This window comes from Streptomyces malaysiensis subsp. samsunensis, from assembly GCF_024519315.1.
Classification (GTDB): domain Bacteria; phylum Actinomycetota; class Actinomycetes; order Streptomycetales; family Streptomycetaceae; genus Streptomyces; species Streptomyces malaysiensis.
This window is the reverse complement of record NZ_JANIIC010000056.1, coordinates 1-25,878: the sequence shown is the minus strand read 5'-3', so window position 1 is coordinate 25,878 and position 25,878 is coordinate 1. Positions and strand designations below refer to the sequence as shown.

At 72.1% G+C, this 25,878-nt stretch carries 17 protein-coding genes; 10 read left to right on the top strand and 7 right to left on the bottom strand.

Going from position 1 to position 25,878, the window contains the following annotated elements:
* Positions 1-106 precede the first annotated feature (106 nt).
* Entirely contained in the window at positions 107-3,865 is a 3,759-nt protein-coding gene (gene fxsT, locus NQU54_RS36305; protein WP_257634733.1) for an FxSxx-COOH system tetratricopeptide repeat protein, read from the top strand.
* Positions 3,866-3,931: 66 nt separating this feature from the next.
* Here fxsT and NQU54_RS36300 read toward each other — a convergent pair whose 3' ends face one another.
* From NQU54_RS36300 to NQU54_RS36285, 4 genes are all read right to left on the bottom strand, one after another.
* The gene (locus tag NQU54_RS36300) at positions 3,932-7,777 is read right to left on the bottom strand and encodes a multifunctional oxoglutarate decarboxylase/oxoglutarate dehydrogenase thiamine pyrophosphate-binding subunit/dihydrolipoyllysine-residue succinyltransferase subunit (protein ID WP_257634732.1); all 3,846 of its coding nucleotides are present in this window, start codon (positions 7,775-7,777) and stop codon (positions 3,932-3,934) included.
* Positions 7,778-8,026: 249 nt separating this feature from the next.
* Entirely contained in the window at positions 8,027-9,187 is a 1,161-nt protein-coding gene (locus tag NQU54_RS36295; RefSeq protein ID WP_257634765.1) for a HAMP domain-containing sensor histidine kinase, read from the bottom strand.
* A gap of 188 nt (positions 9,188-9,375) precedes the next feature.
* Positions 9,376-10,116 (bottom strand): response regulator transcription factor, encoded by a 741-nt coding sequence (locus tag NQU54_RS36290; RefSeq protein WP_014054863.1) that lies wholly within the window; start codon positions 10,114-10,116, stop codon positions 9,376-9,378.
* Between the two features lie 104 nt (positions 10,117-10,220).
* Positions 10,221-10,946 carry a spermidine synthase family protein gene (locus NQU54_RS36285; RefSeq protein ID WP_257634731.1) on the bottom strand — a complete coding sequence of 242 codons (726 nt, stop codon included), beginning with the start codon at positions 10,944-10,946 and terminating at the stop codon, positions 10,221-10,223.
* 224 nt (positions 10,947-11,170) lie between these two features.
* Here NQU54_RS36285 and NQU54_RS36280 point away from each other — a divergent pair, with 224 nt between their 5' ends.
* From NQU54_RS36280 to NQU54_RS36270, 3 genes are all read left to right on the top strand, one after another.
* A complete protein-coding gene (locus tag NQU54_RS36280; protein ID WP_257634730.1) occupies positions 11,171-12,070 on the top strand; it encodes a rhomboid-like protein in 900 nt (299 codons plus the stop codon).
* Between the two features lie 74 nt (positions 12,071-12,144).
* The gene (gene lon, locus NQU54_RS36275) at positions 12,145-14,574 is read left to right on the top strand and encodes an endopeptidase La (protein ID WP_257634729.1); all 2,430 of its coding nucleotides are present in this window, start codon (positions 12,145-12,147) and stop codon (positions 14,572-14,574) included.
* A gap of 136 nt (positions 14,575-14,710) precedes the next feature.
* A complete protein-coding gene (locus NQU54_RS36270) occupies positions 14,711-15,316 on the top strand; it encodes a Uma2 family endonuclease (protein WP_372506164.1) in 606 nt (201 codons plus the stop codon).
* Between the two features lie 141 nt (positions 15,317-15,457).
* Here the strand turns inward: NQU54_RS36270 and NQU54_RS36265 are convergent, their stop codons facing one another.
* Positions 15,458-16,306: a lysozyme gene (locus tag NQU54_RS36265; RefSeq protein WP_093703388.1), complete on the bottom strand. Its 849-nt coding sequence runs from the start codon at positions 16,304-16,306 to the stop codon at positions 15,458-15,460.
* A 206-nt stretch (positions 16,307-16,512) separates the two neighbouring features.
* Between NQU54_RS36265 and NQU54_RS36260 the strand changes: the two genes are divergently transcribed.
* Positions 16,513-17,043, top strand: coding sequence for a MarR family winged helix-turn-helix transcriptional regulator (locus tag NQU54_RS36260; protein WP_257634728.1), 531 nt, complete (start codon positions 16,513-16,515; stop codon positions 17,041-17,043).
* 99 nt (positions 17,044-17,142) lie between these two features.
* On the opposite strand, the gene NQU54_RS36255 is transcribed toward NQU54_RS36260, so the two are convergent.
* Positions 17,143-17,913, bottom strand: coding sequence for a hypothetical protein (locus NQU54_RS36255; RefSeq protein ID WP_206333309.1), 771 nt, complete (start codon positions 17,911-17,913; stop codon positions 17,143-17,145).
* Positions 17,914-18,368: 455 nt separating this feature from the next.
* Between NQU54_RS36255 and NQU54_RS49485 the strand changes: the two genes are divergently transcribed.
* From NQU54_RS49485 to NQU54_RS36230, 5 genes are all read left to right on the top strand, one after another.
* A complete protein-coding gene (locus tag NQU54_RS49485; RefSeq protein WP_308408525.1) occupies positions 18,369-21,728 on the top strand; it encodes a nitrate- and nitrite sensing domain-containing protein in 3,360 nt (1,119 codons plus the stop codon).
* The gene (locus NQU54_RS36245) at positions 21,725-22,216 is read left to right on the top strand and encodes a roadblock/LC7 domain-containing protein (protein ID WP_069873234.1); all 492 of its coding nucleotides are present in this window, start codon (positions 21,725-21,727) and stop codon (positions 22,214-22,216) included. Before NQU54_RS49485 ends, NQU54_RS36245 begins: the two co-directional genes overlap by 4 nt.
* The gene (locus NQU54_RS36240; RefSeq protein ID WP_069873235.1) at positions 22,213-22,605 is read left to right on the top strand and encodes a DUF742 domain-containing protein; all 393 of its coding nucleotides are present in this window, start codon (positions 22,213-22,215) and stop codon (positions 22,603-22,605) included. The genes NQU54_RS36245 and NQU54_RS36240 overlap by 4 nt, the downstream gene beginning before the upstream one ends.
* 4 nt (positions 22,606-22,609) lie before the next feature.
* The gene (locus NQU54_RS36235; protein ID WP_257634727.1) at positions 22,610-23,251 is read left to right on the top strand and encodes a GTP-binding protein; all 642 of its coding nucleotides are present in this window, start codon (positions 22,610-22,612) and stop codon (positions 23,249-23,251) included.
* A gap of 77 nt (positions 23,252-23,328) precedes the next feature.
* Positions 23,329-24,678: a styrene monooxygenase/indole monooxygenase family protein gene (locus NQU54_RS36230; protein WP_257634726.1), complete on the top strand. Its 1,350-nt coding sequence runs from the start codon at positions 23,329-23,331 to the stop codon at positions 24,676-24,678.
* 21 nt (positions 24,679-24,699) lie between these two features.
* On the opposite strand, the gene NQU54_RS36225 is transcribed toward NQU54_RS36230, so the two are convergent.
* On the bottom strand, positions 24,700-25,812 hold the full coding sequence (locus tag NQU54_RS36225) for a C40 family peptidase (RefSeq protein WP_257634763.1): 1,113 nt from the start codon (positions 25,810-25,812) through the stop codon (positions 24,700-24,702).
* Positions 25,813-25,878 lie beyond the last annotated feature (66 nt).

The following is a 25,878-nucleotide window of genomic DNA, read 5'->3' as shown; positions in this document are numbered from 1 at the left end:
AACCGGCGAAGGCGCCGGGGTACGTTTCACGATGTGCGGGCTCTGGGGTGTTGCGGCAGCCCGCACGCGTTGCAGTGCGGCCGCAACGGGGGAGGGGCGACCACCCATGGAGGACGGACCCGTCGGCGGGGAGCTGGTGCCGGAGCGGGGCGCGGCGCGGCGGATCGGGGATCTGAAGCCGATCCCCGAACAGGTGGGACCGGACTGCCGGGCGCTGGCCGAGAGCCTGCGGGAGCTGTTCGGGGCGGTCGGGGTGTCGCTGCGGGTCCTCGCCGTACGGCTGCACTACGACGCCGGGACCGTCTCGCGCTATCTCAACGGGACCGTGGTGCCCCCGGCCGAGTTCGTGGACCAGCTCTTCACCCACGCAGCCAAGGCCACCGGACGGCCGTCCTCCGCCGAGGTCGTGGCCCATGTGCACGCCCAGCAACGCAAGGCGTTGCGGGCCACCAACAAGGTCGGCTGGGAGCTCCAGAACCTGCGCGACCAGCTCGCCGACGCGGACCGTCTGCGCCAGCACGCCGAGGTGCGCGCCGAGGCGCTCCTGGAGGCGTTGCTGGTACGGAAACAGCGCATCGCCGACATGGAGGTCGAGCAGCGGCGCACCGCGATCACCGCGGCGGACCCCGCGGCCCCGAGCGCGGAGATGGCGGGGCTGCGCCAGGAGCGCGAGGACTTGACGGCCGAACGGGACCGGCTGCGCGCGGAAGTCGTCCGGCTCCAGGGCGCGTTGACGGAGGCCAAGCGGCAGGCGCTGGAGGCCGAGCGGCGGTGCGAGGCGCTGGAACACCAGCTCCAGACGGAGGAGGAGACGGCGGGCGAGAACGCGGAGAGCGCCGCCGACGAGGCCGTGGCCGACCGGCTGCGGTCCGCCCAGGAGCAGGCCATGGCCGCCGAGGAGCGGGCCCTGCGGCTGGCCTCGGAACTCGCCGAACTGCGCGCCCAGGGCACCGGTGCCCACCTCTGGCGCCATGACGACCCGGACGGGCCGCGCCCCGTCGCCGGGGGAACGCGCGAGCGCCGCGCCACGCCGTTCGAGGAGCGGGCGCCGGACGGCCCGGTTCCCGTCGACATCAGCTATGTGGCGGCGGACCGCTCCTGGGCGGAGTGGCTGGGCCGGACCCTGGAGACGTGGGGGCCGCGGGTCGCGCTGTGGCTCTGGGAACCCTCCTCCCCCGCGTCCGTACGCGACCTCCACCCCGACAACGGCCCGCACGTCCTGGTCGTCAGCGAGCACTTCCGCGCCGCGGGGCGGCACGCGGGCATCGACTGGGACGCGGCGATGCGCGAGCTGCGCCGCGAGGGTGTGCTGGCCGCCCTGGTCGACGACGTCCCGCTGCCCTTCGTCGGCGAGGTCGAGGCGCTGGAGCTGCGGGGCGTGAGCGAGGCCGAGGCCAGGAGCCGGCTGCTGACCCGATTCGACGGGCCCGCGCGGCCGGGGCCGCGCTTCCCGTCCGCGCTGCCCGCCGTCTGGGACGGTGTGCCGCGGCGCAACCCCCATCTCACCGGGCGCGCGGAGCCGCTGGCCGCGCTGCGGACGCGGCTGACCGCCGCACCGGCCGACACCGCCGTATGCGCCCTGCTCGGCCCGCCCGGTATCGGCAAGACACAGCTCGCGGCCGAGTACGCGCACCGGTTCGGGCCCGAGTACGACGTCGTGTGGTGGGCCCGCGCGGACGGCCGCACCGCCGTGCGCGAGCGCCTCGCCGAACTTGCCCCCGCCCTGGGCCTGAGCGGCGGCGGGTCCGGAGAGCGCGTCCGGGCGGTGCACGACGCCCTGCGCCGCGGGCGGCCGTACGCCCGCTGGCTGATCGTCCTGGACGGGGCGGACGACCCCGACGCGGTCGCGGACCTGCTGCCGTCCGGGCCCGGTCATGTGCTGATCACCTCGCGGAACCGGGCGTGGGGCACCCATTACGCCGAACTGCTGGATGTGCCGCCGCTGCGCCGCGAGGAGAGCGTCGCCCTCGTCCGGCGCCGCGCGCCCGGCCTCGACGGCGACGCGGCGGCGCTGCTCGCGGAGGCGGTGGAGGACCATCCGCTGTTACTCGATCAGACGGCCGGCTGGCTCGGCGAGTCGATCGTGCCGGTCGGCGACTACGTCGAGGCGCTGCGCGCGGGCAGGACCGAGGACCTGGGCCTCAAGCTGGCGGCCGCGTATCCGCTGTCGTACCCGGTGGCGCTGAGCATCCAGCTCAACCAGCTCAGGGAGACCGTGCCGGCCGCCATCGACCTGCTCCGGCTGTGCGCCCACTTCGCGCCCGGGCCCGTCCCGCTGGACCTGCTGCGGGCCGTGCCGCTGCGCGAGCTGTCCCTCCCGCTGGCCGAGTTGCTCGACGACGACCTGCGGTGGCATGCGACGGTCGGCGCGCTCGCGCAGTATTCGGTGGCGCGTCTGGAATCCGGTGCGCTGTGCCTGCCCCGCGCCCTCCAGCAGGCCGTACGGGCGTCGATCGCCGGCGACGAGCGCGAGTCGTACGCCCGGGTCGTCCGCCTGGCGCTGCGGGAAGCGGACCCCGGCACCCCGGACGACCCCGCCGCCTGGCCGCGCTACGCCCGGCTCGTGCCGAACCTGGAGCCCTCGGGCGCGCTGGACTCACCGGATCCCGTGTCGCGCAAGCTGGTCGTCGGATTCCTCACCTATCTGACGCTGAGCGGCGACTACGCGACGGGCATGCACATCGTGGATCGGGCGACGGGCAGCCACCCGGAGCTGGCCACCCGTCGTGCCGCGCTGCTGCGCGAGACCGGGGACTACGCCGCAGCGGAGGCGCTGGACCGGTCGGTGCTGGAGAGCCTGACCGAGACCGACGCACCGGGCCAACGCCTCGCCATGGCCAGGCTGGCCGCGGACCTCCGGGGCCTGGCCCGCTACGCCGAGGCGCACCAGCTGGCCTGCCGACAGCGTGACCTGTGCGCCGCGAGCTGCCCGGAGGACGGTGCGGAGGCGCGGAACGCCCAGCGCGGCCTGTCCCGCTCACTGCGCATGCTCGGCTCCTACACCGAGGCTGCGGAGCTGTCCCGGCAGGTGCTGGACAGCGCGCGGGCGGAGCTGGGCCCGACGGCGCTGGTGACGCTGGCCTGCGAGACGGAGCACGCGTACGACCTGCGGCTCTCCGGCCGTCACCAGGAGGCGCTGGCGCTCCAGGGGCCCAGTGCCGAGCGACAGCGCGAGGTGCTGGGCGCCGGGCATCCGCTGAGCCTGGCCGCCGAATACCACTTGTGGCTGTGCGACGGACACGGCGACGTCGACGACATCCACGGCCTGTTGCGACGCGCGGCGGACCTGCTGGGCGAGGGCGCACCCACGACGCTCATGATCGCGACCGGGGTCACCCGCGCCCTCCGGCGCGAGGGCCACCTGACCCGGGCCGGGGAGGCCGCCCTGGAGACCGTGAACCGTTACCGGGCCGCCCTGGGGGAGCGGCATCCCTACACCATCGGGGCCCGCGCGAACCACGCGCTCACGCTGCGTACGGACTTCGCGGTACGGCTTCTGGACACCGCGCTCATGGACATGGCCGCCGCCGTCGGCGAGCACCACCCCTGGACGCTGGGGATCGCGCTCAACACCGCCGCCACGTACCACGCGACGGGGCGGCACCAGGACGCCTGCGCGCTGAGCCGCGAAACCGGACTGCACGCCGCCGAGGCGCTGGGCGAGCGGCATCCGCTGACCCTGGAGGCCCATATCGGTCTGGCCGCGGACCTGCGGATGATCCGTGGCGGGCGCGACGAGGCGGACGTGATCGAGGAGGTGGCCCTCGGCGGTCTGGCCGCCGTCCTGGGTCCGGACCACCCCGAGACCGTGGCGGCCCGCGACCGCACCCGCCCCGTCCGGGACTTCGAGCCGCTGCCGGTCTGACGTGGCCTGACGGCCGGAAGGCCAGGCCCCTGGGGGGACCTGGCCTTCCGGGACGGACGGGGCGAATCAGATCTCGAAGACCTCGCTCACCAGCGCCCCCTGCTCCGACTGGTGCCGCTTGTTCGACCCCACCGCGGGCGAGGACGAGTGCGGGCGGGAGACCCGGGCCAGCCGCTCGGCGGCGGGGACGTCCGCGCCGACCGACAGCTCCAGGTGGTCGATCAGGTTGAGGGCGACGAACGGCCAGGCACCCTGGTTGGCCGGCTCCTCCTGCGCCCAGACGAACTTCTGGACGCCCGAGTACTTGGCGATCTCGGCCTGGAGCTCCGCGCCCGGCAGCGGGTACAGCCGCTCCAGGCGGATGATCGCCGTGTCGTGCGCACCGCGCTTGTCCCGCTCCGCGGCCAGGTCGTAGTAGACCTTGCCGGAGCAGAAGACCACCTTGCGCACCGCGGCCGGGTCGGCCGTCTCGTCGCCGATCACCGGGCGGAACGAGCCGCTCAGGAACTCCTCGGTGCTCGACGCCGCGGCCTTCAGACGCAGCATCGACTTCGGGGTGAAGACGACCAGCGGCTTGTGGTGCGGGTTGTGGACCTGCCAGCGCAGCAGGTGGAAGTAGTTCGACGGCAGCGTGGGCGCGGCGACCGTCATGTTGTTCTGCGCGCACAGCTGGAGGAAGCGCTCGATACGGGCCGAGGAGTGGTCCGGGCCCTGGCCCTCGTAGCCGTGCGGCAGCAGCAGGGTGACCCCGGAGGTCTGGCCCCACTTCTGCTCGGCCGAGGAGATGAACTCGTCGACGATGGTCTGCGCGCCGTTGACGAAGTCACCGAACTGCGCCTCCCACATGACCAGCGCGTCCGGGCGGGCCAGCGAGTAGCCGTACTCGAAGCCCATCGCCGCGTACTCGCTCAGCAGCGAGTCGTAGACGTTGTACCGCGCCTGGTCCTCGGTGAGGTACAGCAGCGGGGTGTAGTCGTCACCGGTCTCGCGGTCCACCAGCACCGCGTGGCGCTGGCCGAAGGTGCCGCGGCGGGAGTCCTGGCCGACGAGCCGGACCGGGGTGCCCTCCATCAGCAGCGAGCCGATGGCGAGGGTCTCGCCCATGCCCCAGTCGATCGAGTCGTCCTCGATCATCGCCGCGCGCCGCTGGAGCTGCGGGTACAGCCGCGGGTGGACGGTGATCCGGTCGGGGATGTTGACCTGGGACTCGGCGATCCGCTTGACGACCTCCTGGGAGACGGCCGTCTGGACGGTGACCGGGAACTCCGGCTGCGGCTCGGGGACATGGGCCGGGGCCGGGGCCGAGACCGCGTCGCGGACCTCGGTGAAGACCTTCTCCAGCTGGCCCTGGAAGTCCTGGAGCGCCTGCTCGGCCTCTTCCAGCGTGATGTCGCCGCGCCCGATCAGCGACTCGGTGTAGAGCTTGCGCACCGAGCGCTTCTTGTCGATCAGGTCGTACATCAGCGGTTGGGTGAAACCGGGGTTGTCGGTCTCGTTGTGGCCGCGGCGGCGGTAGCAGATCAGGTCGATGACCACGTCCTTGTTGAACGCCTGGCGGAACTCGAAGGCGAGCCGCGCCACGCGCACGACGGCCTCCGGGTCGTCGCCGTTGACGTGGAAGATCGGTGCCTCGATCATGCGCGCGACATCCGTGGCGTACATCGAGGAGCGGGACGCGGCCGGGGCGGCGGTGAAGCCGACCTGGTTGTTGATCACGATGTGCACGGTGCCGCCGGTGCGGTAGCCGCGCAGCTGCGACATGTTCAGCGTCTCGGCGACCACGCCCTGGCCCGCGAAGGCCGCGTCGCCGTGGAGGGCGACGGGCAGCACCGTGAAGTCGGTGCCGGCCTTGCCGATGATGTCCTGCTTGGCGCGGACGACGCCCTCCAGGACCGGGTCCACGGCCTCCAGGTGGGAGGGGTTCGCGGTCAGCGAGACCTTGATCTGCTCACCGTCCAGACCGGTGAAGGTGCCGTCGGCGCCCAGGTGGTACTTGACGTCGCCGGAGCCGTGCATGGACTTCGGGTCGAGGTTGCCCTCGAACTCGCGGAAGATCTGCGCGTACGACTTGCCGACGATGTTGGCGAGGACGTTGAGCCGGCCGCGGTGGGCCATGCCGACGACGACCTCGTCCAGGCGCGACTCGGCGGCCGCGTCCAGCACCGCGTCCAGCAGCGGAATGACGGACTCGCCGCCCTCCAGGGAGAACCGCTTCTGGCCGACGTACTTGGTCTGGAGGAAGGTCTCGAACGCCTCGGCCGCGTTCAGCCGGCGCAGGATGCGCAGCTGCTCCTCGCGCTCCGGCTTGTCATGGCTGCGCTCGACGCGGTCCTGGATCCACTTGCGCTGCTTGGGGTCCTGGATGTGCATGAACTCGATGCCGGTGGTGCGGCAGTACGAGTCGCGCAGCACGCCCAGGATGTCGCGCAGCTTCATCATGGTCTTGCCCGCGAAGCCGCCGACCGCGAACTCGCGCTCCAGGTCCCACAGGGTGAGCCCGTGCTCGATGATGTCCAGGTCGGGGTGCTTGCGCTGGCGGTACTCCAGCGGGTCGGTGTCGGCCATGACGTGGCCGCGGACCCGGTAGGAGTGGATCAGGTCGAAGACCCGCGCCGCCTTGGTGACATCGTCGTCGTGGCTGACGTCGATGTCCTTGAGCCAGCGGACCGGCTCGTACGGGATGCGCAGCGCCTTGAAGATCTCGTCGAAGAAGTCGTTCTCGCCGAGCAGCAGCTGGCTCATGATCCGCAGGAACTCGCCGGAGGCGGCGCCCTGGATCACCCGGTGGTCATAGGTGCTGGTCAGCGTCATGACCTTGGAGATGCCCAGCTTGTTCAGGGTGTCCTGGGAGGTGCCCTGGAACTCGGCCGGGTACTCCATGGCGCCGACGCCGACGATCAGGCCCTGGCCGGGCATCAGCCGCGGCACCGAGTGGACGGTGCCGATGCCGCCGGGGTTGGTCAGGGAGGCCGTGACGCCGGTGAAGTCATCCATCGTGAGCTTGCCGGCGCGGGCGCGGCGGACGATGTCCTCGTACGCCTGCCAGAACTCGAAGAAGTTGAGGGTCTCGGCCTTCTTGATCGCGGCCACCACGAGCTGACGGTCGCCGTTGGGCTTGACCAGGTCGATGGCGAGGCCGAGGTTGATGTGCTCGGGCTTGACCAGGGTCGGCTTGCCGTCCTTCTCGGCGAACGAGTGGTTCATCGAGGGCATCGCCTTCAGCGCCTGCACCATGGCGTAGCCGATCAGGTGCGTGAAGGACACCTTGCCGCCGCGGGCGCGCTTGAGGTGGTTGTTGATGACGATGCGGTTGTCGAACAGCAGCTTGACCGGGACGGCGCGCACCGAGGTGGCCGTCGGCAGCTCCAGCGACGCGTTCATGTTCTTCGCCACGGCGGCGGAGGGACCGCGCAGCGTGACGAACTCGGGCCCGGCGGAGGGCGCGGCGGGCTCCTTCTTGGAGACCGTCGGCTCGGCCGGGGTCGGCTTGACCGGGGCGGGCTTGGCCGGAGCCGCGGGGGCGGCCGGGGCGGCCTTCGCGGCGGGGGCCGCGGGCTGCGCCGCCGCGGGCTTCGGGGCAGCCGGAGCCGCGGCCGCGGGCTTGGCGGCCGGGACGGCGGGCTTTGCCTCCGCCGGCTGGGCCGCGGCGGGCTTGGCCGGGGCCGCCGGGGCGGCGCTCGCGGCTACTGCCTGTGGTGGCGCGGCCACCGCGGAGCCGGTGTCCTGACCCGGCTTGTAGTCGGCGAAGAAGTCCCACCAGGCTCGGTCGACCGAGTTCGGGTCCTGGAGGTACTGCTGGTAGATCTCGTCGACGAGCCACTCATTGGGGCCGAAGGCGGCGGCAGGGTTACTTCCCTGCCCGTCCTGTTCTTCGGTCGAGACGCTCGAGGTGTTGGGGGACTGTGGCGACACGGCGGCAACCGCCCTCTTCCGCTTCCTAAGGTGGTGGACAGCGGGAATAAAGGCTACGCCTTCTGGACCCTTACGTGCAGGTCGCACTGGTCATCGTCGTGCAAGTCACATTGATTGGCGGGTTTCAGTGCATGTCCGACCGGGAAACACACGGGGTTTCGTGTGTTTCCTCGGGCGCGGGGCAGCGCAGACGTGCACCCCTGCCGCTCGTATGTGCGCGACAGGTTCGATTTTACTTCAGCTTTGATCTCAGGGGGTGCCCGGTTCGGGTTCCGGTGCCGGTCCGGGGATGCTGACCTTGATCCGGCAGCCGCGCGGCGACTCCGCCACCCCTATCCGCCCGCCGTGCAGATCCACCGCCCAGCGCGCGATCGCCAGCCCCAGACCGGTGCCGCCGTCGCTGGCCGGGCCCGGCCGCCGCCGGCCGTCCGCCGAGCCGTCCGGGGAGAGCCCGCCCCGGTTGAACCGCTCGAAGACGCGGTGCCGCTCCGCCTCCGGGATGCCGGGGCCCTCGTCCAGCACCTCCAGCTCCAGGCTCTCCGGGCCCTCGCCGCGCCGGGCGCGCACGGTCACCCGGCCGTGCGCCGGGCTGTGCTTCACCGCGTTGTCGATCAGGTTCGCCATCACCTGGTGCAGCCGCTCGGCGTCGGCGTGGGCGGTCAGCTCGGGCGGGGAGACGTCCAGGTTGAGATGGACGTCCTTACGGGTGTGCGCGCCCGAATGGGACTCCGCGCCCTTGGCCATGCCGGCCTCCTTGAGGATCCCGGCCAGATACGGCCAGACCTCGAACCGCCGCGTGTGCAGCGGCACCACCCCGTTGTCGAGCCGGGAGAGGTCGAGCAGCTGATCCACCAGGCGGCCCAGGCGCTGGGTCTGCTTCAGTGCGACCCGCATGGTCTCCGGATCGGCGTCCGACACCCCGTCCACCACGTTCTCCAGCACCGCGCGCAGCGCCGCGATCGGGGTGCGCAGCTCATGCGAGACATTGGCCACCAGCTCCTTGCGGTGGGTGTCCACCGCCTCCAGGTCGGCCGCCATCCGGTTGAACGCGGACGCCAGGTCGCCGAACTCGTCCCGGCGCTGCGCCGCCCGCACCCGCCGGGTGTAGTCGCCGTTCGCCATCGCCCGGGTGACGGCGGTCATCTCGTCCAGCGGGGCGGTCAGCCCGTTCGCCACGAACTGGGTGATCAGCAGCGAGGCGATGATCGAGAAGATGGTGATGACGCGCAGCTCGGTGTCGGAGTGCATCGCCGCGAAGACCAGCAGCGTGGTGATGATCACCGAGCCGACGACCAGCGCCCCCAGCGCCGCCTTGACCGAGCGGTACGGGTCGAAGGGGCGCAGCGCCTTCCAGATCCGGGCCCAGGTGGCGCGGGACCACGCCCGGCGCCCCTTGGGGTCCCCGGGCATCCGGCAGACCTTGGGAACCCTGCGCGCCCAGCCCCCGGGAGCCCGGCGCGCCCAGCCCCCGGGAGCCCGGCGGGCCCAGCCCCTGGGCGCCCGGCGTGCGGCCTTGAGTGCCCAGCCCTTGCGTGCCCAGCGCTTGGGGGCCCGGCGCGCCCAGAGCTCGGTGACCCTGCGTGCCCAGAGGGCCCTCTTCATGCCGCCGGGGTCTCCAGGGCGTAGCCGACGCCGTGCACCGTACGGATCCGTTCCGCGCCGATCTTCCGGCGCAGCGCCTTGATGTGGCTGTCCACGGTGCGGGTGCCCGAGGCGTCCGCCCAGTCCCACACCTCGGCCAGCAGCTGCTCACGGGAGAGCACCGCGCGCGGGGTGTTCGCCAGACAGACCAGCAGATCGAACTCGGTCGGGGTGAGGTGCACATCCGAGCCGCGCACCCGCACCCGCCGCTGGGCGTGGTCGATCTCCAGCTCGCCCAGGCGCAGGATCCCGCTGCGCGGGGTGTGCGCGGCCAGCGCCGCCCGCTCGACCCGCCGGAGCAGCACATGCACCCGGGCGGCCAGCTCGCGCATGGAGAACGGCTTGGTCATGTAGTCGTCGGCGCCGACCCCGAGCCCCACCAGCATGTCGGTCTCGTCGTCGCGCGCGGTCAGCATCAGCACGGGCACCGGCCGCCGGGCCTGTACTCTGCGGCAGACCTCGAGACCGTCGAAGCCGGGCAGCATCACGTCGAGAACCAGCAGATCGGGCTGCCACGCCTCGGCCGTGTCGACCGCCGCCGGACCGTCTCCCGCCGTCTGGACCTGGAACCCCTCGGCACGCAGCCGGGCCGCGATGGCGTCCACTATGGTCGGATCGTCCTCGACGACGAGGACCCGGCGCTGTGCGCCAGGGGTGGTCGTGGCGGTCCCGTTGTGACCGTTGTGAGTCTGCTCCATACGCCCGCCCCTGCGTCTTCCGGTGAAACCCGCGGCTCGCGCCTGGTCATCGCTCAGCCGCGTTTGGTAGGCAAGCAAGCGTAAAGCCAGCGTACGCGGCTTTGCTACGCGCCCCGAACCGCGAGATGCACGACGTCGGGAACACCCCGGGCAACGCTGACCTCTTCCGTACGCACCCGCGTGAACCCGGCATTCCGGAGAGATCGCTCGAACGCGGGCGACGGCTGCGCCGACCAGACGGCCAGCACCCCGCCCGGTGCGAGGCGCGCCGCGCAGGCTGCGAGCCCCGTGGGGGAGTAGAGGCCGTCGTTGCCCTCGGTGACGGTCCAGTCGGGGCCGTTGTCGATGTCCAGGCACAGCGCGTCATAGGTCTCCGGGCCGGTCCGCAGCCACTCGACCAGATCCGTGTGGAGGATCTCGGTGCGCGGATCGGCCAGCGCCCCGGCGGATACGGCCGCCAGGGGGCCGTCGCGGTGCCAGTCGATCACCGCCGCCTCCCGCTCGACCACCGCGATCCGCCCCCACCGGGGCTCCGCCGCCGCCTCGACCAGCGAAAACCCCACGCCCAGCCCGCCGATGAGCAGTGCGGGGGAGGGGCGGTCGGCGGGCAGCGCGTCGAGGGCGGTGCGGATGAGCAGCCGCTCGGAGCGGCCGTCGGAGGTGTCCATGAGGAAGCACCCATTGGCGATGATCTCGAAGACGGCCTCGCCCGACGGCCCTCCGCCGCGCCGCCGCAGCACCACCTCGCCGTACGGGCCCTCCCGGCGGTCGACGGTCACCGGCCGGTCGTCGTCGGCGGGGTGGAGGTCGTACATCGGCTGCGGCTGCATAGGGGTGGGGTCCTCCCGGATGGTTCTGACGCCGCCATCCTCGCGCCGCCCCGCCCACCGGTCCAACCGATTCCACGGTCGCCCGGCGGGCGTGGCGTGGCGTCGTCCACATCACAGCTCGGGGGGAGGTGAGATGACTCACGGCACCCGGGTTGTTGTTCGAGCGTGGCGGAAATGCGCAGGGCAGGGGGAGCGGAGGCGGGAGTGAGGAAGGGGCGCGGACGTTGACGACATCGATACGGGGGACGGCCGTCCCGGGCGCGCGGGCGGCGGACGGGGGCGACGCGGACGAGGCCGGGGGTGCCGCCCTCGCGGTCCCGTGCGCCCGCGCGGCCGGTTGGCGGCTGGTGGCGAGCTGCGCCGGGCCCGCGGCCATCGGGGTCGGCACACCGCGGGTGCCGGCCGCCGGGGCGGGGCGCGGGCGCCGTACGGCGGCCATGGCGGCGCGGCTGCGGCGGCTCTCGCACACGCTCATCGCCGTGCCGTTCACCCTCGGCTACACGCTCGTCCTGCTCGGCACCGGGCTCTACACCCATCTCGGCGACCCCGGTACGGTGCGCGATCTGCTCGTGGGCTCCAGCACCGATGTGGCCCACCTCTCCCAGCGGCCGCTGCTGACACTGCTGGTCAGCGCATTGTGGGCGGTGGGCGGGATCACCTCCCCGTATCTGCTCGCCTTCCCCTTGGTGCTCGGCACGCTGGAGCGGCGCGTCGGCGCGGTGCGCACCGCAGGGGTGTTCCTGCTCGGCCATGTGCTGGCGACGCTGCTCACCGAGCTCCCGGTGGCCGCCTCCGTGGCCGTCGGGCATCTCCCGGCCAGTTCGCTGCGGCGCCTCGACTACGGGGTCAGCTACGGGCTGATCGCCTGCGCCGCCGCGCTCGCCGGGCTGCTGCCGCCCCGGCGGCGGTGGGCGCTGCTCGGCGGGATCGGCCTCGCGCTCGCCGCCGGGAGCGTCGTGGGCATCGATCCGCTCACCGGGTGGGGCCATGCCTTCGCCCTGCTGATCGGCGTCGTCTGCTGGCCGTACATCCGGCGAAACGCCAGGTGGCGGCCCTCCTCGAACGTCGGCGACGGCGCCGGACGCCGCTTCGCTCACAGCGAACGAGCCTCCGGGAACACCTGAGGCCCCTTCGCGCATTGAATGGGCATTGACTTATTGAGTCCTACTGACTCAACTTGCCTGCCGAAGGGGAGATCATGGCTTCGCTGTCCACACCGCTCACCCTGCCTGTGCTGCCTCTCGATGACGAGGTCGTGCTGCCCGGCATGGTGGTGCCGCTGGACCTTTCCGATACCGAGGTGCGCGCCGCGGTGGAGGCCGCCCAGGCCGCCGCCCGCTCCAGCGGGAGCGGAGGAGGCAAGCCGAAGGTGCTGCTGGTGCCGCGCGTCGACGGCACCTACGCCGGTATCGGCACGCTCGGCACCGTCGAGCAGGTGGGCCGGCTCTCCGATGGCGACCCGGGCGCGCTGATCCGCGGTGTGCGCCGTGTCCGCATCGGGGCCGGGACCACCGGACCCGGGGCGGCGTTGTGGGTGGAGGGGACCACGGTCGAGGAGATCGTGCCCGATCCGCTTCCCGGCTCCGTCACCGAATTGATCAAGGAGTACAAGGCGCTGGCCACCAGCTGGCTGCGCAAGCGCGGCGCCTGGCAGGTCGTGGACCGGGTGCAGCAGATCGACGATGTCTCACAGCTCGCCGACAACTCCGGCTACTCGCCGTTCCTGAGCGTGGCCCAGCGCGTCGAACTGCTGGAGACCGTCGACCCGGTGGCCCGGCTGAAGCTGGCCGTCACCTGGCTGAGCGACCACATCGCCGAGCAGGACGTGGCCGAGTCGATCGCCAAGGACGTCCAGGAGGGCGTCGACAAGCAGCAGCGCGAGTTCCTGCTGCGGCGCCAGCTCGAAGCGGTCCGTAAGGAGCTCGCGGAGCTGAACGGCGGAACCTGGTCCGAGGCTGACGAGCCCGACGACTACCGCGCCCGGGTGGAGGCGGCCGATCTGCCCGAGAAGGTCCGCGAGGCGGCCCTGAAGGAGGTCGACAAGCTGGAGCGGTCCAGCGACCAGAGCCCCGAGGGCAGCTGGATCCGCACCTGGCTGGACACCGTCCTGGAGCTGCCCTGGAACGAGCGCACCGAGGACGCCTACGACATCCAGGGCGCCAAGGCCGTGCTCGACGCCGACCACGCGGGCCTGGAGGACGTCAAGGAGCGGATCACCGAGTACCTGGCGGTGCGCAAGCGCCGTGCCGACCGGGGCCTCGGCATCGTCGGCGGCCGCCGCGGCGGCGCGGTGCTCGCCCTGGTGGGCCCGCCCGGCGTCGGCAAGACCAGCCTGGGCGAGAGCGTCGCCCGCGCGATGGGGCGGAAGTTCGTCCGGGTCGCGCTCGGCGGCGTCCGCGACGAGGCGGAGATCCGCGGCCACCGGCGCACCTACGTGGGCGCGCTGCCCGGCCGGGTCGTCCGGGCCATCAAGGAGGCGGGCTCCATGAACCCCGTCGTCCTCCTCGACGAGATCGACAAGGTGGGCTCCGACTTCCGCGGCGACCCGGCCGCGGCCCTGCTCGAGGTCCTGGACCCGGCGCAGAACCACACCTTCCGCGACCACTACCTGGAGGTCGAGCTCGACCTGAGCGATGTGGTCTTCCTCGCCACCGCCAACGTCCTGGAGGCCATCCCCGAGGCGCTCCTGGACCGGATGGAGCTGGTGCGCCTGGACGGCTACACCGAGGACGAGAAGGTCACCATCGCCCGTGACCACCTGCTGCCCCGCCAGCTGGAGCGGGCCGGTCTGGAGCCGGGCGAGGTCACCGTGGCGGACGAGGCGCTGCGCAAGCTGGCGGGCGAGTACACCCGCGAGGCGGGCGTACGGACCCTGGAGCGGTCCATCGCCCGGCTGCTGCGCAAGGTCGCGGCCCAGCACGAGCTCGGCGAGCGCGAACTCCCCTTCACCGTCGACGTGGCGGAGCTGCGCCCGCTGATCGGCCGGCCGCACCACACCCCCGAGTCCGCCCAGGACCCGGCCGAGCGCCGCACCGCCGTCCCCGGCGTGGCGACCGGGCTCGCGGTCACGGGCGCGGGCGGTGACGTGCTGTTCGTGGAGGCGTCGCTGGCCGACCCGGAGACGGGCGGCGCGGGGCTGAACCTCACCGGTCAGCTCGGCGACGTCATGAAGGAGTCCGCCCGGATCGCGCTCTCCTTCCTGCGCTCCCACGGCGCGGAGCTGGAGCTGCCGGTCGGCGACCTGAAGGAGCGCGGTGTCCACCTCCACGTCCCGGCGGGCGCGGTCCCCAAGGACGGCCCGAGCGCGGGTGTCACCATGACCACCGCCCTGGCCTCGCTGCTCTCCGGCCGCCAGGTGCGCCCGGACGTGGCGATGACGGGCGAGGTGTCCCTGACCGGGCGGGTGCTGCCCATCGGCGGCGTCAAGCAGAAGCTGCTGGCGGCGCACCGGGCCGGGGTGACCACCGTGATCATCCCCAAGCGCAATGAGCCCGACCTGGACGACGTCCCCGCGGAGGTGCTGGACAAGCTGGACGTCCACCCGGTCTCGGACGTCCGCAGGGTCCTGGAGCTGGCCCTCGAACCCGCCTCGACGGCCGCCGCCCCCGAGGTTCCGGCAGCGGCGTGACGGACGCTGTCGGTGGCGCCGTGGCCCGGGGCCCCGTGTCGAACGGGGTTCCGGGCCACGCGTGACCTCTCGGCCGTGCGTATCGTTGGACTAACCGGTCGCATACGTTCGGTGTGCGGCGGGGAGGAGCGGCACGGTGACCGTCATGGAGATTGACCGGATCGACACTGACAGGATCGAGATGGCCGACAGCAGCGACGAGCGGACCTTGGACGCGATGTTCGAGTGGCTCGAGAAGATGCCCGTCCCCGAGGGATTCAAGGTCGAGATTGTCGAGGGACACATCTTCATGTCGCCGCAGAGGAACACCCACTGGGACATCATCGCCGACATCTACGACCAGCTACGTGCGCAATTCCCGCGCACGCGGATCAAGTCGGATGTCCGTATCGACTACCCGGGCCATCTCAACGGCTTCGCGACCGATGTGACCCTGGTCGCCAAGGGTGCGGCTATGGATGCCAAGGGCTTGTGGCGCTATCAGGACGTTGAGTTCGTCGCCGAGGTGATCTCGAAGGGCACGGCCGCGAACGACTACGGCCCGAAGAAGGCGGCCTACGCGGAGGCTGGGGTTCCCGTCTACCTGATCGCGGACCCCTACACCGGCAAATGCCACCTGTTCACCGAGCCCAAGGAGGGCGACTACCTCAGTGAGCTGTCGATTCACTTCGGCCAGGATCTCGACCTGACGAACACCGCCGTCGACCTGACGCTCAAGACCGACGAGTTCCCCCGCGACTGACCCGCCGACGCCCCCGGCGTACAGACAGTCCTGTCCGTACGCCGGAGGGCACCGCCGAATGTGGGGGGTGACGAGCCGCGGGGCCCAACCGGAGCTCAGCGGGCTCGGCCGGCGCTCGGCTCGGCCGGGGCTTCGGGGGGCTCAACCGTTGGCGAGCGCCTGAAGCCGGTCCATGGCGCCGTTGAACTTGTTGTGATCGCCGACCGTCGGACCGGTGGAGGTGTACTGCCAGATGGTGTGGAAGCCCCAGCCGGCCGGAAGCTCACCGACGGACGAGCCGTAGCGCGGAATCCACAGCGGGTTGATGCCGCCGAAGGCGGCGGAGTTGCCCGTGCAGGTCTTCCACCAGCTGGTGGAGGTGTAGATCACCGGATCCCGACCGGTGCGCGACTTGTAGGTGCTGCTGAAGGACTTGATCCAGTTGACCATCGCACTGGCGCTCAGTCCGTAGCAGGTCGCGCCGTATGGGTTGTACTCCATGTCGAGCGCGCCGGGCAGCGTCTTGCCGTCCTTGGACCAGCCGCCGCCGTGGTCGACGAAGTAGTTGGCCTGCGCGGCGCCGGTCGAGTTGTTCGGCAGGGCGAAGTGGTACGAGCCACGGATCATGCCGACGTTGTACGAGCCGTTGTACTGCTGGGTGAAGTTCGGATTGGTGTAGCTGGTGCCCTCGGTCGCCTTGACATAGGCGAACCGGACACCGCTGCTCCACAGCGTCGCCCAGTTGACATTGCCCTGGTGGCTGCTGACGTCCACGCCTTCGACGGTGGCGAGCAGCCCCAGCGGCTGTTCACCGGTCGTGGATCCGCCCTCGTGCTTGAGTATCTGTGAACCCGCCCAGTCCTGCTCGGGGTGGGGGATGGCCTTGTCACCCTCGCCCTGGGCGGCGAACGCCGAGCCGGGCAGTGCGACGGTCATGGCGAGTAGAGCGGCGAGAACACCGATCAGCGCGCTGATGGCGCCTCGGGTCGAACCAGGTCTGTGCGCGGGCATGGCGTTACCTCCGAAGCCTCGGTGGGGGAGAGGGACGTCCGATTGGAATGACCATGTCAGGATCGACGCTACGGGCGTAGATAGGCGGACGGAAGGGGGAAGGTGTGATGCCGTTGGTCTAATCCTGCGAAATACTGGTGGAGCTGCGGTAACTGCTGCGCATGATAGAAACTTTCACCAAGTGAAAACCCGGAGAGGGCTCTGACGTGCACAACAATGGGGGACTGTCCCCTGGGCGGGGTGAGGGCGGCACCGCGGGCGGCATTGGTGTGGACCACGCATTCCTCGCTCTGGAGCGCGAATTGGCGGTTTTCCTCCGCAGGGCCCGCGCCGCCTCGGGGGAATTGGCCCGGGAGGTCCACCCCGAGCTCGAATCCGCCGCCTACGGGCTGCTGATGCGGCTGGAGGACGCCGGTCCACAGCGCGCCACCGACCTCGCGGCCTTCGTGGGCGTCGGAAAGGCCACGATGAGCCGTCAGCTGCGCGCCATCGAAGGGCTCGGCCTGGTGACGCGGACGCCCGATCCGGCCGACGGCCGGGCCTTCCTGGTGGAGTTGACCGAGGAGGGCCGCAGCCGCTTCCGCGCCGTGCGGGGCGCCCGGCGGGCGCGCTACGCCCGCCGGCTCGCCGCGTGGGAGCGCAGCGAGGTGGCCGAACTCGCCAGGCTGCTGCACCGGTTGAACGTGGAGCAGGAGGCCGACGACCCCGGTCAGGCGGCGCGCGCGGCGCAGGAGTAGGGCGCTCATACCCGCCAGGATCCGCGACCCCCGCGCATCCGGCGACGCGGACGTGGCAACCGCGCTACCCGGCCCCGGAGGGCTCGGCCGCCGGCCCGGTCAGGGCTCCACGAAGACCACGGCGGCGTCGTCGTGGGTCTTGCCCCGCGGAAAGGCCGTACCGTCCGGATCGGCGTGCTCGGCCGCCCGGACCCGGTCGATCAGCGCCTGCGGGCCCTCCTTGCGCAGCAGCGCGAAGCATTCGCTCCAGTCGCCCTCGCCGAACTTCTCCACCCAGCGCGACGCCCCGTCGGTGAGCGCCGCCAGCGCCCGCACCTCGCCGCGCGGGAACTCCCCGGTGACCGCCTTGCCGGCGACGCCGGGGTCGGCGGCGGCGGTGAAGAAGCCGTCCTCCGCGTTGCGCAGCGGGGCGAGCCGCCGGCCCTCGGCGCGGAGCCGGTCGATGCGGTCGTCCAGTACCGGGGTCACTCCGTCGTGGATCAGCTCGATGAGCAACACCGAGTCGGAGAGGACCAGATGCTCGATGCGCTCGCCGTCCCAGCGCGCCATGACGACGGTTGCCTGTGGGGTGAGGGGGTGAGAAAGGTCACACGTTGAACTGTGGAATGCGGCGGTTCGCCCGATCGCCTCGGCGAGGCACTGTGTCAGAGGCATATCCCGTCGCGAACCGGACAGTTCGAGCAGCGATCCGCCGAGCCGTGCGGTGAACCAGCTCACGCTGTGCACACATCCGTCGTCGCCCTCGGGTGGAGTCACCCCGTCCAGTACCACCAGCGCACCGCCGCTCCCCGAGGCCGGGAGGGCTACTGAGGCGTAGTCCTCATTGGGGTATTGCTGATCGCCGGGGGCGGTCGCGAGTTCGATGCGCATTCCATCAGTCTGCCGGACCGCCGACGATCACCGTCGGCGCGGGGGTCGCGGCGGGATTGGTCCGTACCAAATGCCGCGCCGGTTTCCGGGCTGTCTGATTGGGGCGGAAATTGACTCTTATGGGAAGCTGCGGGTGGGCATCTTTTCAGGGCATGGAGGTCTTTACCAATCCGCACAAGGTTGACGGGAGGGTATGGCCGCGAGTCGAAGTTGGTGGTCAACTACGCAATGCGGTTCACTCGTTCGGGTGGCCGGGTGGGTGATGTGTACCCGCCCCAGACCCGTCCTGAAAGGGTCGGAATCCCTACCAGGGGTGGGGAAACACAATTGTTGATCCGTCGTCACCTCTGGTCCAACATCAGCGGTCGGGCGAGAATGGATTGTGAGCACCGGTGCGGAAGAAACGGCTTCGGGGCACCACGCGCGATGCGGTAGACGAGCCACGCCAGGACGAGGTGACGCCACGACGGAACACCACACGCGTCCGCCGTCGGCTCACCACGTCCGTCGTCCTCGTCTCCGTCGCCGTCCTCGGGGCCGGAACCCCCGCCGTTCTGCTCGCCCTCGATGACACCACCGACGCCCAGCGGCTCGTCGACCTCGCGGAGACCGACCGCGGCGCGGTGACCCTCGCCCACGCCCTCGCCGACGAGCGCGACGCCATGACCCGGTTCGTCGCCGACGGGCGCACCACCGCCTCCGGCGGCGGGGTCTCCGAGGAGACCCGCGCCCGTGTCGACCTGCGGATCCGGGAGGTGCGCCGGCAGGTCCCGGCCTCGGTCCGGCGTCTCCTGGACGCCCTTCCCGAACTGCGGCAGGAGGCGCTAACCGGCAAGGGCTCGGCCCTCGACGTCTTCACCTCGTACACCCGGACCGTCCAGGCGCTGAACGGGGTCACCGACACCCTCGCCCACCGGCTCCCGGCCGACTCCGAGACCGCCGCCACCGCCGCGCTGGCCCCGCTCGGCCGCGCGGTGGAGGAGGCGTCCGCCACCCGCGGGCTGCTGCTGGCCGCGCTCGACGCGGGCGGCGGCCAGTCCACGCTGGTCTCCGCCGCCCAGCGGACCAACGTCCGCGAGCAGTCCGCGCTGGCCGACTTCGAGCAACTCGCCCCGGCCGCCATGCGCGAGGCATACGACCGCACCGTCAACGGCACCGAGGTCACCAACGCCGAGCACTACCTCGCCCGGCTCACCGACCAGGACCACTTCGCGGGCAATGACTTCTTCCTCAACGAGGACCGCGTCGAGGCCGGGCTGAACGCCAGGATCGACCGGATGCGCGGCGCCCAGTCCTCGCTGGCCTCCGGCGAGGCCGCCCAGCTCGCCCGGTTGCGGGACGACGAGGTCACCGCCCTCGAGCTGCGCATCGGCATCGTCGGCGCCGCCCTGCTGGTCGCCCTCGGCGCCGGAGTGCACAGCGCCCGCTCGATGACCCGGCCGCTGGCCGCGCTGCGGCTCGGCGCCCGGCGGGTCGCGGCCGATCCGCCGGCCGAGGAGCCGGTGGTCTTCAAGGGCCGCGACGACGAGTTCGCGGACGCCGTACGGGCCGTCAACGAGCTGCACGCCAAGGCCGCGCAGGCGTACGAGCGGGTCACCGAGCTCGAGACCGAGCGCACCCGGCTGGTCGGCGAGCGGCAGCGGCTGGCCGATGAGCGGGACGGGCTGCGCGCCGAGCGGGACGCGGTCGCCACCCGGCTGGAAGGGCTGCGGGCCCGGGTCCACGGCAGCTTCGTCAGCCTCGCGCTGCGCTCGCTCGGCCTGATCGAGCGCCAGCTCGCCATCATCGAGTCCCTGGAGGAGCGGGAGCAGGACCCCGACCGCCTCGAAACGCTCTTCCAGCTCGACCACCTGGCCACCGGGATGCGCCGCTACGGCGAGAACCTCCTGGTCATCGCGGGCTCCGAGAACAAGGCCACCCATCCGGGGCCGGTGCCGCTGCTGGATGTGCTGCGCGCCTCGATCAGTGAGGTCGAGCGCTACGACCGGGTGCAGATCCAGGCGCTGCCGCCGCATGCCCAGGTCGCCGGGTTCGCCGCGGACAGCGTCAGCCACCTGATCGCCGAGCTCCTGGAGAACGCGACATCGTTTTCACCGCCGGACGCCTCGGTCCAGGTCTCCGGCTGGCTCCTGGAGACCGGCGAGGTCATGCTCTCCGTCCAGGACGAGGGCATCGGGATGACGCCCGAGCGCTTCGTGGAGCTGAACAACCGGCTCGCCGACCCGGTGCCCGAGTACTGCCAGGGCCCCCAGCCGGAGGACCCGCTGGGCCTCGGGCTGTATGTGGTGACCCGGCTCGCCGCGCGCCACGGCATCCGGGTGCAGCTGCGCGAGCAGCAGCCGGGCGGGGTGGCGGCCGTGGTCGTCCTCCCGACGAAGATCCTCCCCTCCGGTCCGCCCGGTGCCGGGCTGCCGCCCGCCCCGCCGGTGGGCGTGGGCGCGACGTTCGGCGGCACCGGACCGGCGTCCTTCCTGGGCTTCCCGGGCTCCGAGGCCGAGGCGAACTCCAACACGCTTCCGGGGCAGACCCGTTCGGTCTCGCCCGACCAGGAGGGTGCGCCGCCGAGCGGTGCGGCGGGGGCCGGTGCCGAGCCGCCGGCCGAGCCGGCCGCGCCGCAAGCGGAGCCGGTCGCGCCCGCCGCGCCGCCCGCGGAGCTGCTCGCGGCGCTCTCGGCGTTCGCGGAGCGGGACCCGGCGCCCCGGGTCGCCGAGCCGGAGCCCGAGGACGAGCCGCGGCCCGGCCCTGAACTCGCGCCCCGCCCGGACCCCGCGCCCGCCGACGCCGCCACGTCCGTCGGGACGGCCGCGGATCCGGAGCGGACCGCCTCCTCCTGGGCCGTCTCCGGCGAGGGGTGGGGGCGGACCGTGGACACGGACCGCGACTACCCCATGGAGCCCACACCGCCGCGCGGCCATCCGGCCGCGGAAGACGCCGGTGCGCTGCCCGCCCTGCCCAAGCGCGTCCCCAAGCTGGCCCAGGCCGACGAGCGGGACGGCGCACGGCATGGCGCGGACGACCAGGCCCCGGCGCCCCAGGACGGGGAGCCCGAGGTCCCGGCCGTCGAGCAGACGATGGAGCTGACCCCCCGGCGCCTGCGCGAGGGCTATGGGGACCCCGAGGACCGCGATGGCCGCCCGGACCGTACAGACCGTACGGATCGCGCCGACCGCGAGAGCCGCACGGGCCGCGCGAGCGGACTCACGGGCCGTGAAAGCCGCGAGAGCCGTCAGGACCGCGAGGGTCGCGACGGACGTGAGGACGCCGCGGACCGCGCGGACCCCCACGACCACGCGGACCGCGAGTGGTATTTCGGCGGTCATGGCATACGCCCGGTCGGCGCGGCCGCCTGGGGCCCGGCCCATGGCGGTCCGGTATCGCGCGGCGGGCTGACGGACGGCGCCCTCGCGTCGCATGACGGCCCGGAGGACAGCGTCCCCTCGACGCCCGGCGGCGTTGCGGGGACGGGTGGTGAGCGGGCAGGCGGCGGTGAGCCGTCCGCCGATCCGTACGCCATCGGCCCCGACCAGCACGCCCGCCCGGCGGACGAGGCGGCGCGCACCGACAAGGGGCTTCCCAAGCGCACACCGCGGAACCTGGCGGTCCGGGAGCCCGATCCACGGGAGCGGACCGGTTCGGTGAACGCGGATGAGCTGCGGCGCCGACTCGGCGGCTTCCAGCGCGGCGCCCGTGAGGGACGCCGCGACGCCGCCGCCGAGATCGCCGCCCGCGGCGAGCCCGTGCGGCGGCGCGGGGAACCAGCAGGGCAAACGGGGGCGCAGATCGAGGGTGGCACGGTTGAGGAGGCACGCGGGTGAATGCGCCCAGTAGTACCTACGGGTTGAGTCGCGAGGCCCGTAATCTGCACTGGTTGCTGTCGAACCTCGTCGAGGAGGTGCCGGGCGTCCGCTCGGTTGTGGTCGTCTCGACCGACGGGCTGATGCTGCTCTCCTCCGACGCACGGCACCACGCCGCGACCGCGGCGGCCGATCCGGTGGCGCAGGACGGCCCCAAGGGGTCCAGTGCGGATCTCGCGACGATCGTCTCGGGGCTCGGAAGCCTCACGCTCGGCGCGGCGAAGCTGATGGACGGGGGCAGTGTCAAGCAGACGATGGTGGCGATGGACGAGGGAAGTCTGTTCGTCATGTCGATCAGCGACGGTTCGCTGCTGGGGGTGCACGCCACCCCCGACTGCGACATGACCGTCGTCGCCTATCACATGGCGTTGTTCGTGGGCCGGGCCGGACATGTGCTCACCCCCGAACTCCGCAATGAACTACGCAGGTCGCTGGAGCACGCGCAGTGACGACCGCCGGGTCCGGCCGACCCGCCCGTAAACCCGCTCGCGTACGTCCGTACTCGCTCACCGGTGGTCGCACCCGCTCCGGCCATGTGCTGCTGGTGGAGACCTTCGTGGCGGCGCTGGAGGCTCCGGACGGACGGCTCGACCTGGCCCCCAGCGGGTTGAACACCCGGATGCTGCCGGAGATCCGGGCGATCATCGAACTGTGCAGCAGGATGCGTTCCGTCGCGGAGGTCTCCGCGATGCTCAAGATCCCACTCGGTGTGGTGCGCGTCCTGCTCAGCGACCTGGCCGACCAGGGAAAGATCCGCGTCTACGGCACCGGGCGGGGCCCCGGCCAGCCGGAACGCGCGTTGCTCGAAAGGGTGCTCAGTGGACTTCGCAGGCTCTGAGACGATGACGGCGACACCGCCGGCGACGTCGGAGATACCCGGGGCCGGGATACCCGGGGCCGAGGAGGTGCTCCAGAGGTGGCAGACGGACCGCTCCCGCGCTCCGATCGCCACCAAGATAGTGATAGCGGGAGGCTTCGGGGTCGGCAAGACGACCTTCGTCGGCGCGGTTTCGGAGATCACTCCGCTCCAGACCGAGGCGCTGATGACGCGGGCCAGCGAGAGTGTGGACGATCTCGAGGCGACGCCCGAGAAGCTGACCACCACCGTCGCGATGGACTTCGGCCGGATCACGCTGGAGAACGATCTGGTCCTGTATCTCTTCGGCACCCCCGGTCAGCAGCGTTTCTGGTTCATGTGGGACGACCTGATGCGCGGGGCCATCGGCGCCGTGGTGATGGTCGACACCCGGCGCCTGGACGAGAGCTTCCCGGCGCTGGACTACTTCGAAAGCCTCGGTCTGCCGTATGTGGTGGCGGTCAACCACTTCGAGGGGACCCCGGTCTACCAGCCCGAGGACGTGCGTGACGCGCTCTCGGTGGCATCCTCGGTGCCCGTGGTGATGATGGACGCCCGGCGCCGGATCTCGGTCGTGGACGCGCTGCTGTCGCTGGTGAGGCACGCTGTTGACGTGTCACCCGAGTGACGTAACCTCGGCTTCTCCCGCGGAATGGAATGGCCCGTTCCCGCTTTTGGCCCGAGCCTGAGGGAGAGTCGACAGCCATGCGGAAGATACTCATCGTGGGCGCCGGCCAGTCCGGTCTCCAACTCGCTCTCGGCCTCCAGTCCAAGGGCTACGAGATCACGCTGATGTCCAACCGGACGGCTGATGAGATCCGCGGCGGCCGGGTGATGTCCACCCAGTGCATGTTCCCCACCGCGCTGGGCCACGAGCGCGATCTGGCGCTCAACTTCTGGGACGAGCCGGCGCCGCGGGTCGAGGGCCTTGGGCTCTCCGTCGCCGGGCCGCCGGCTCCCGGGGGCCATCCGCGGGCCGTCGACTGGGTCGGCCGGCTCCACGGCCATGCCCAGAACGTCGACCAGCGGATCAAGATGGCCGGCTGGATGGAGACGTTCGAGCAGCGCGGCGGCCAGGTGGTCATCCACGGCGCCGCCGTCTCCGACCTGGACGTCCTCGACCGGAAGTACGACCTGGCGCTGGTGGCCGCGGGCAAGGGCGAACTGGTCTCGCTCTTCGGCCGGGACGCCGCCCGCTCCCCGTACGACATCCCGCGGCGCGCCCTCGCGGTCGCCTATGTGCACGGCCTCGGCCCGCGCCCCGAGCACCCCGACTTCGACGCGGTGCGCTGCAATCTCGTGCCCGGCGTCGGCGAACTCTTCGTGATGCCCGCGCTCACCGCCACCGGCCGCGCCGACATCCTCTTCTGGGAGGGCGTCCCGGGCGGCCCGGCCGACGTCTTCCGGGGCATCACCGATCCCTCGGAGCACCTGGAGCGCGTCCTGGAGCTCATGGAGTGGTTCACGCCCTGGGAGTACGCGCGCGCCACCAAGGTCGAGCTGACCGACGCGGGCGGCACCCTGTCCGGGCGGTACGCGCCGACCGTACGCCACCCGATCGGGCGGCTGCCGGGCGGCGGGCTGGTCCTGGGCGTCGCCGATGTGGTGGTCGCCAACGACCCGATCACCGGCCAGGGCTCCAACTCCGCGGCCAAATGCGCCGCCACCTATCTGGCGAGCATCGTCGAGCACGGCGACCGGCCGTTCGACGAGGAGTGGATGCGGACGACCTTCGACCGCTACTGGCAGAGCGCGCGGCACGTCACCAAGTGGACCAACACCATGCTGGCCCCGCCGCCCGAGCACATCGTGAACCTCCTGGCGGCGGGGACCACCTTCCCCGCCGTCGCCCACCGCATCGCCAACGGCTTCGACGACCCCTCCGACTTCGAGCACTTCTTCTACGAACCGGAGAAGACGGCCGCCTATCTGGACGAGGTCAGGGAAGAGGCCGAGGCAGCAGCCGAGGCCGAGAGTGAAGCCGACGGAGGGGCCGAGGCCGACGGCGGGGCGGGGATCGACGGCGGGGCCGAGGCCATCCGGTCCGTCCGCTGACTCCGATCGGCCCCGGGGCCGTCAGCGCTTGGGCACCACGGCCGGACCCGGGCGCACCGCGCCGTGCAGCGGATTGGAGGCGAGCGGGGAGAGCTTCACCCGCTGGCCGGGGCGCGGCGCCTGGACCACCTGACCGTCGCCCGCGTACATCGCCACATGGCTGGCCCCCTTGTAGTAGATCACCAGATCGCCGGGGCGCAGCTTGTTGAGCGGCACCCGGGGCAGCTGGCGCCACTGCTCCTGGCTGGTGCGCGGGATGACCCGCCCGGCATACGCCCATGCGGAGGAGGTCAGCCCCGAGCAGTCGAAGGAGTTCGGCCCCTCGGCGCCCCAGACGTACGGCTTGCCGATCTGGTCCAGGGCGTAGGCGAGCGCCCGCTTCCCGGCCTCCGCGGATGCCGTTTTGGGGCCGGCGGCGGACGGGCGGGGGCGGGGCGCGGTGACGGTGGCCATCGGGGCGGGGGTGCCCGCCGCCGGGGTGTCCCGGCCGCCGTCGGGGGGCTTGGTGGCGCCGGTGCCCGCGCCGTTGCCCGGGGTGGGGGACGGGGCCGCGGCGCCCGGTGAGGCGCCGTTCGCGGTGCCGAGCGCTCCGGAGGCGAGCAGTTTGCGCTGCGCCTTCGCGGTCTCCTCGCGCTCGCGCTGCGCCACCTGGGCGATCTGCCGGGTGCTCAGCTCGGCGAGCAGCTTCTCGATGGAGCGCAGCTGCTTCTTCACCTTGTCCCGCTGTTTCTTCCGCTTCGCCGCCAGCGACAGCTGTTTGTCCAGCGCGCTCCTGGCCCGGGTGGCGACGGTGTCGGCGCGCCGCTCGCCCCTGGTCAGCCGCTGGATCAGGGCCGCCTCGCGACCGGCCGCCCGCTCCAGCTCACGAGCCTCGTCGGCGGCGTCCTCCGGATGGGGGGTGAGCAGGGTCAGCAGAAAGCCGTAGGAGGAGAGCGCGCTGTGGCCCTGGTACTGCTGACGGGCCAGCCGCCCCGCGTCGTCGTGGCTGTCGGCGAGCCGCGTACGGGCCTGGACGAGCTCGGCGGTGAGTTCCCTGGTCCTGGTGCGCTGCTTGCGCAGCTTCTCCTCGGTCCCGTTGTACGCCTCCGTCGCCTCCTCGGCCTTCCGGTACAGCGTCTTGAGCTGCGTCAGCAGCTGGGAGACGGACCGGTCGGCGGGGCGGGAGGGGGCGGCCGACGCCGTGGCCGCCGGAACGGCGGG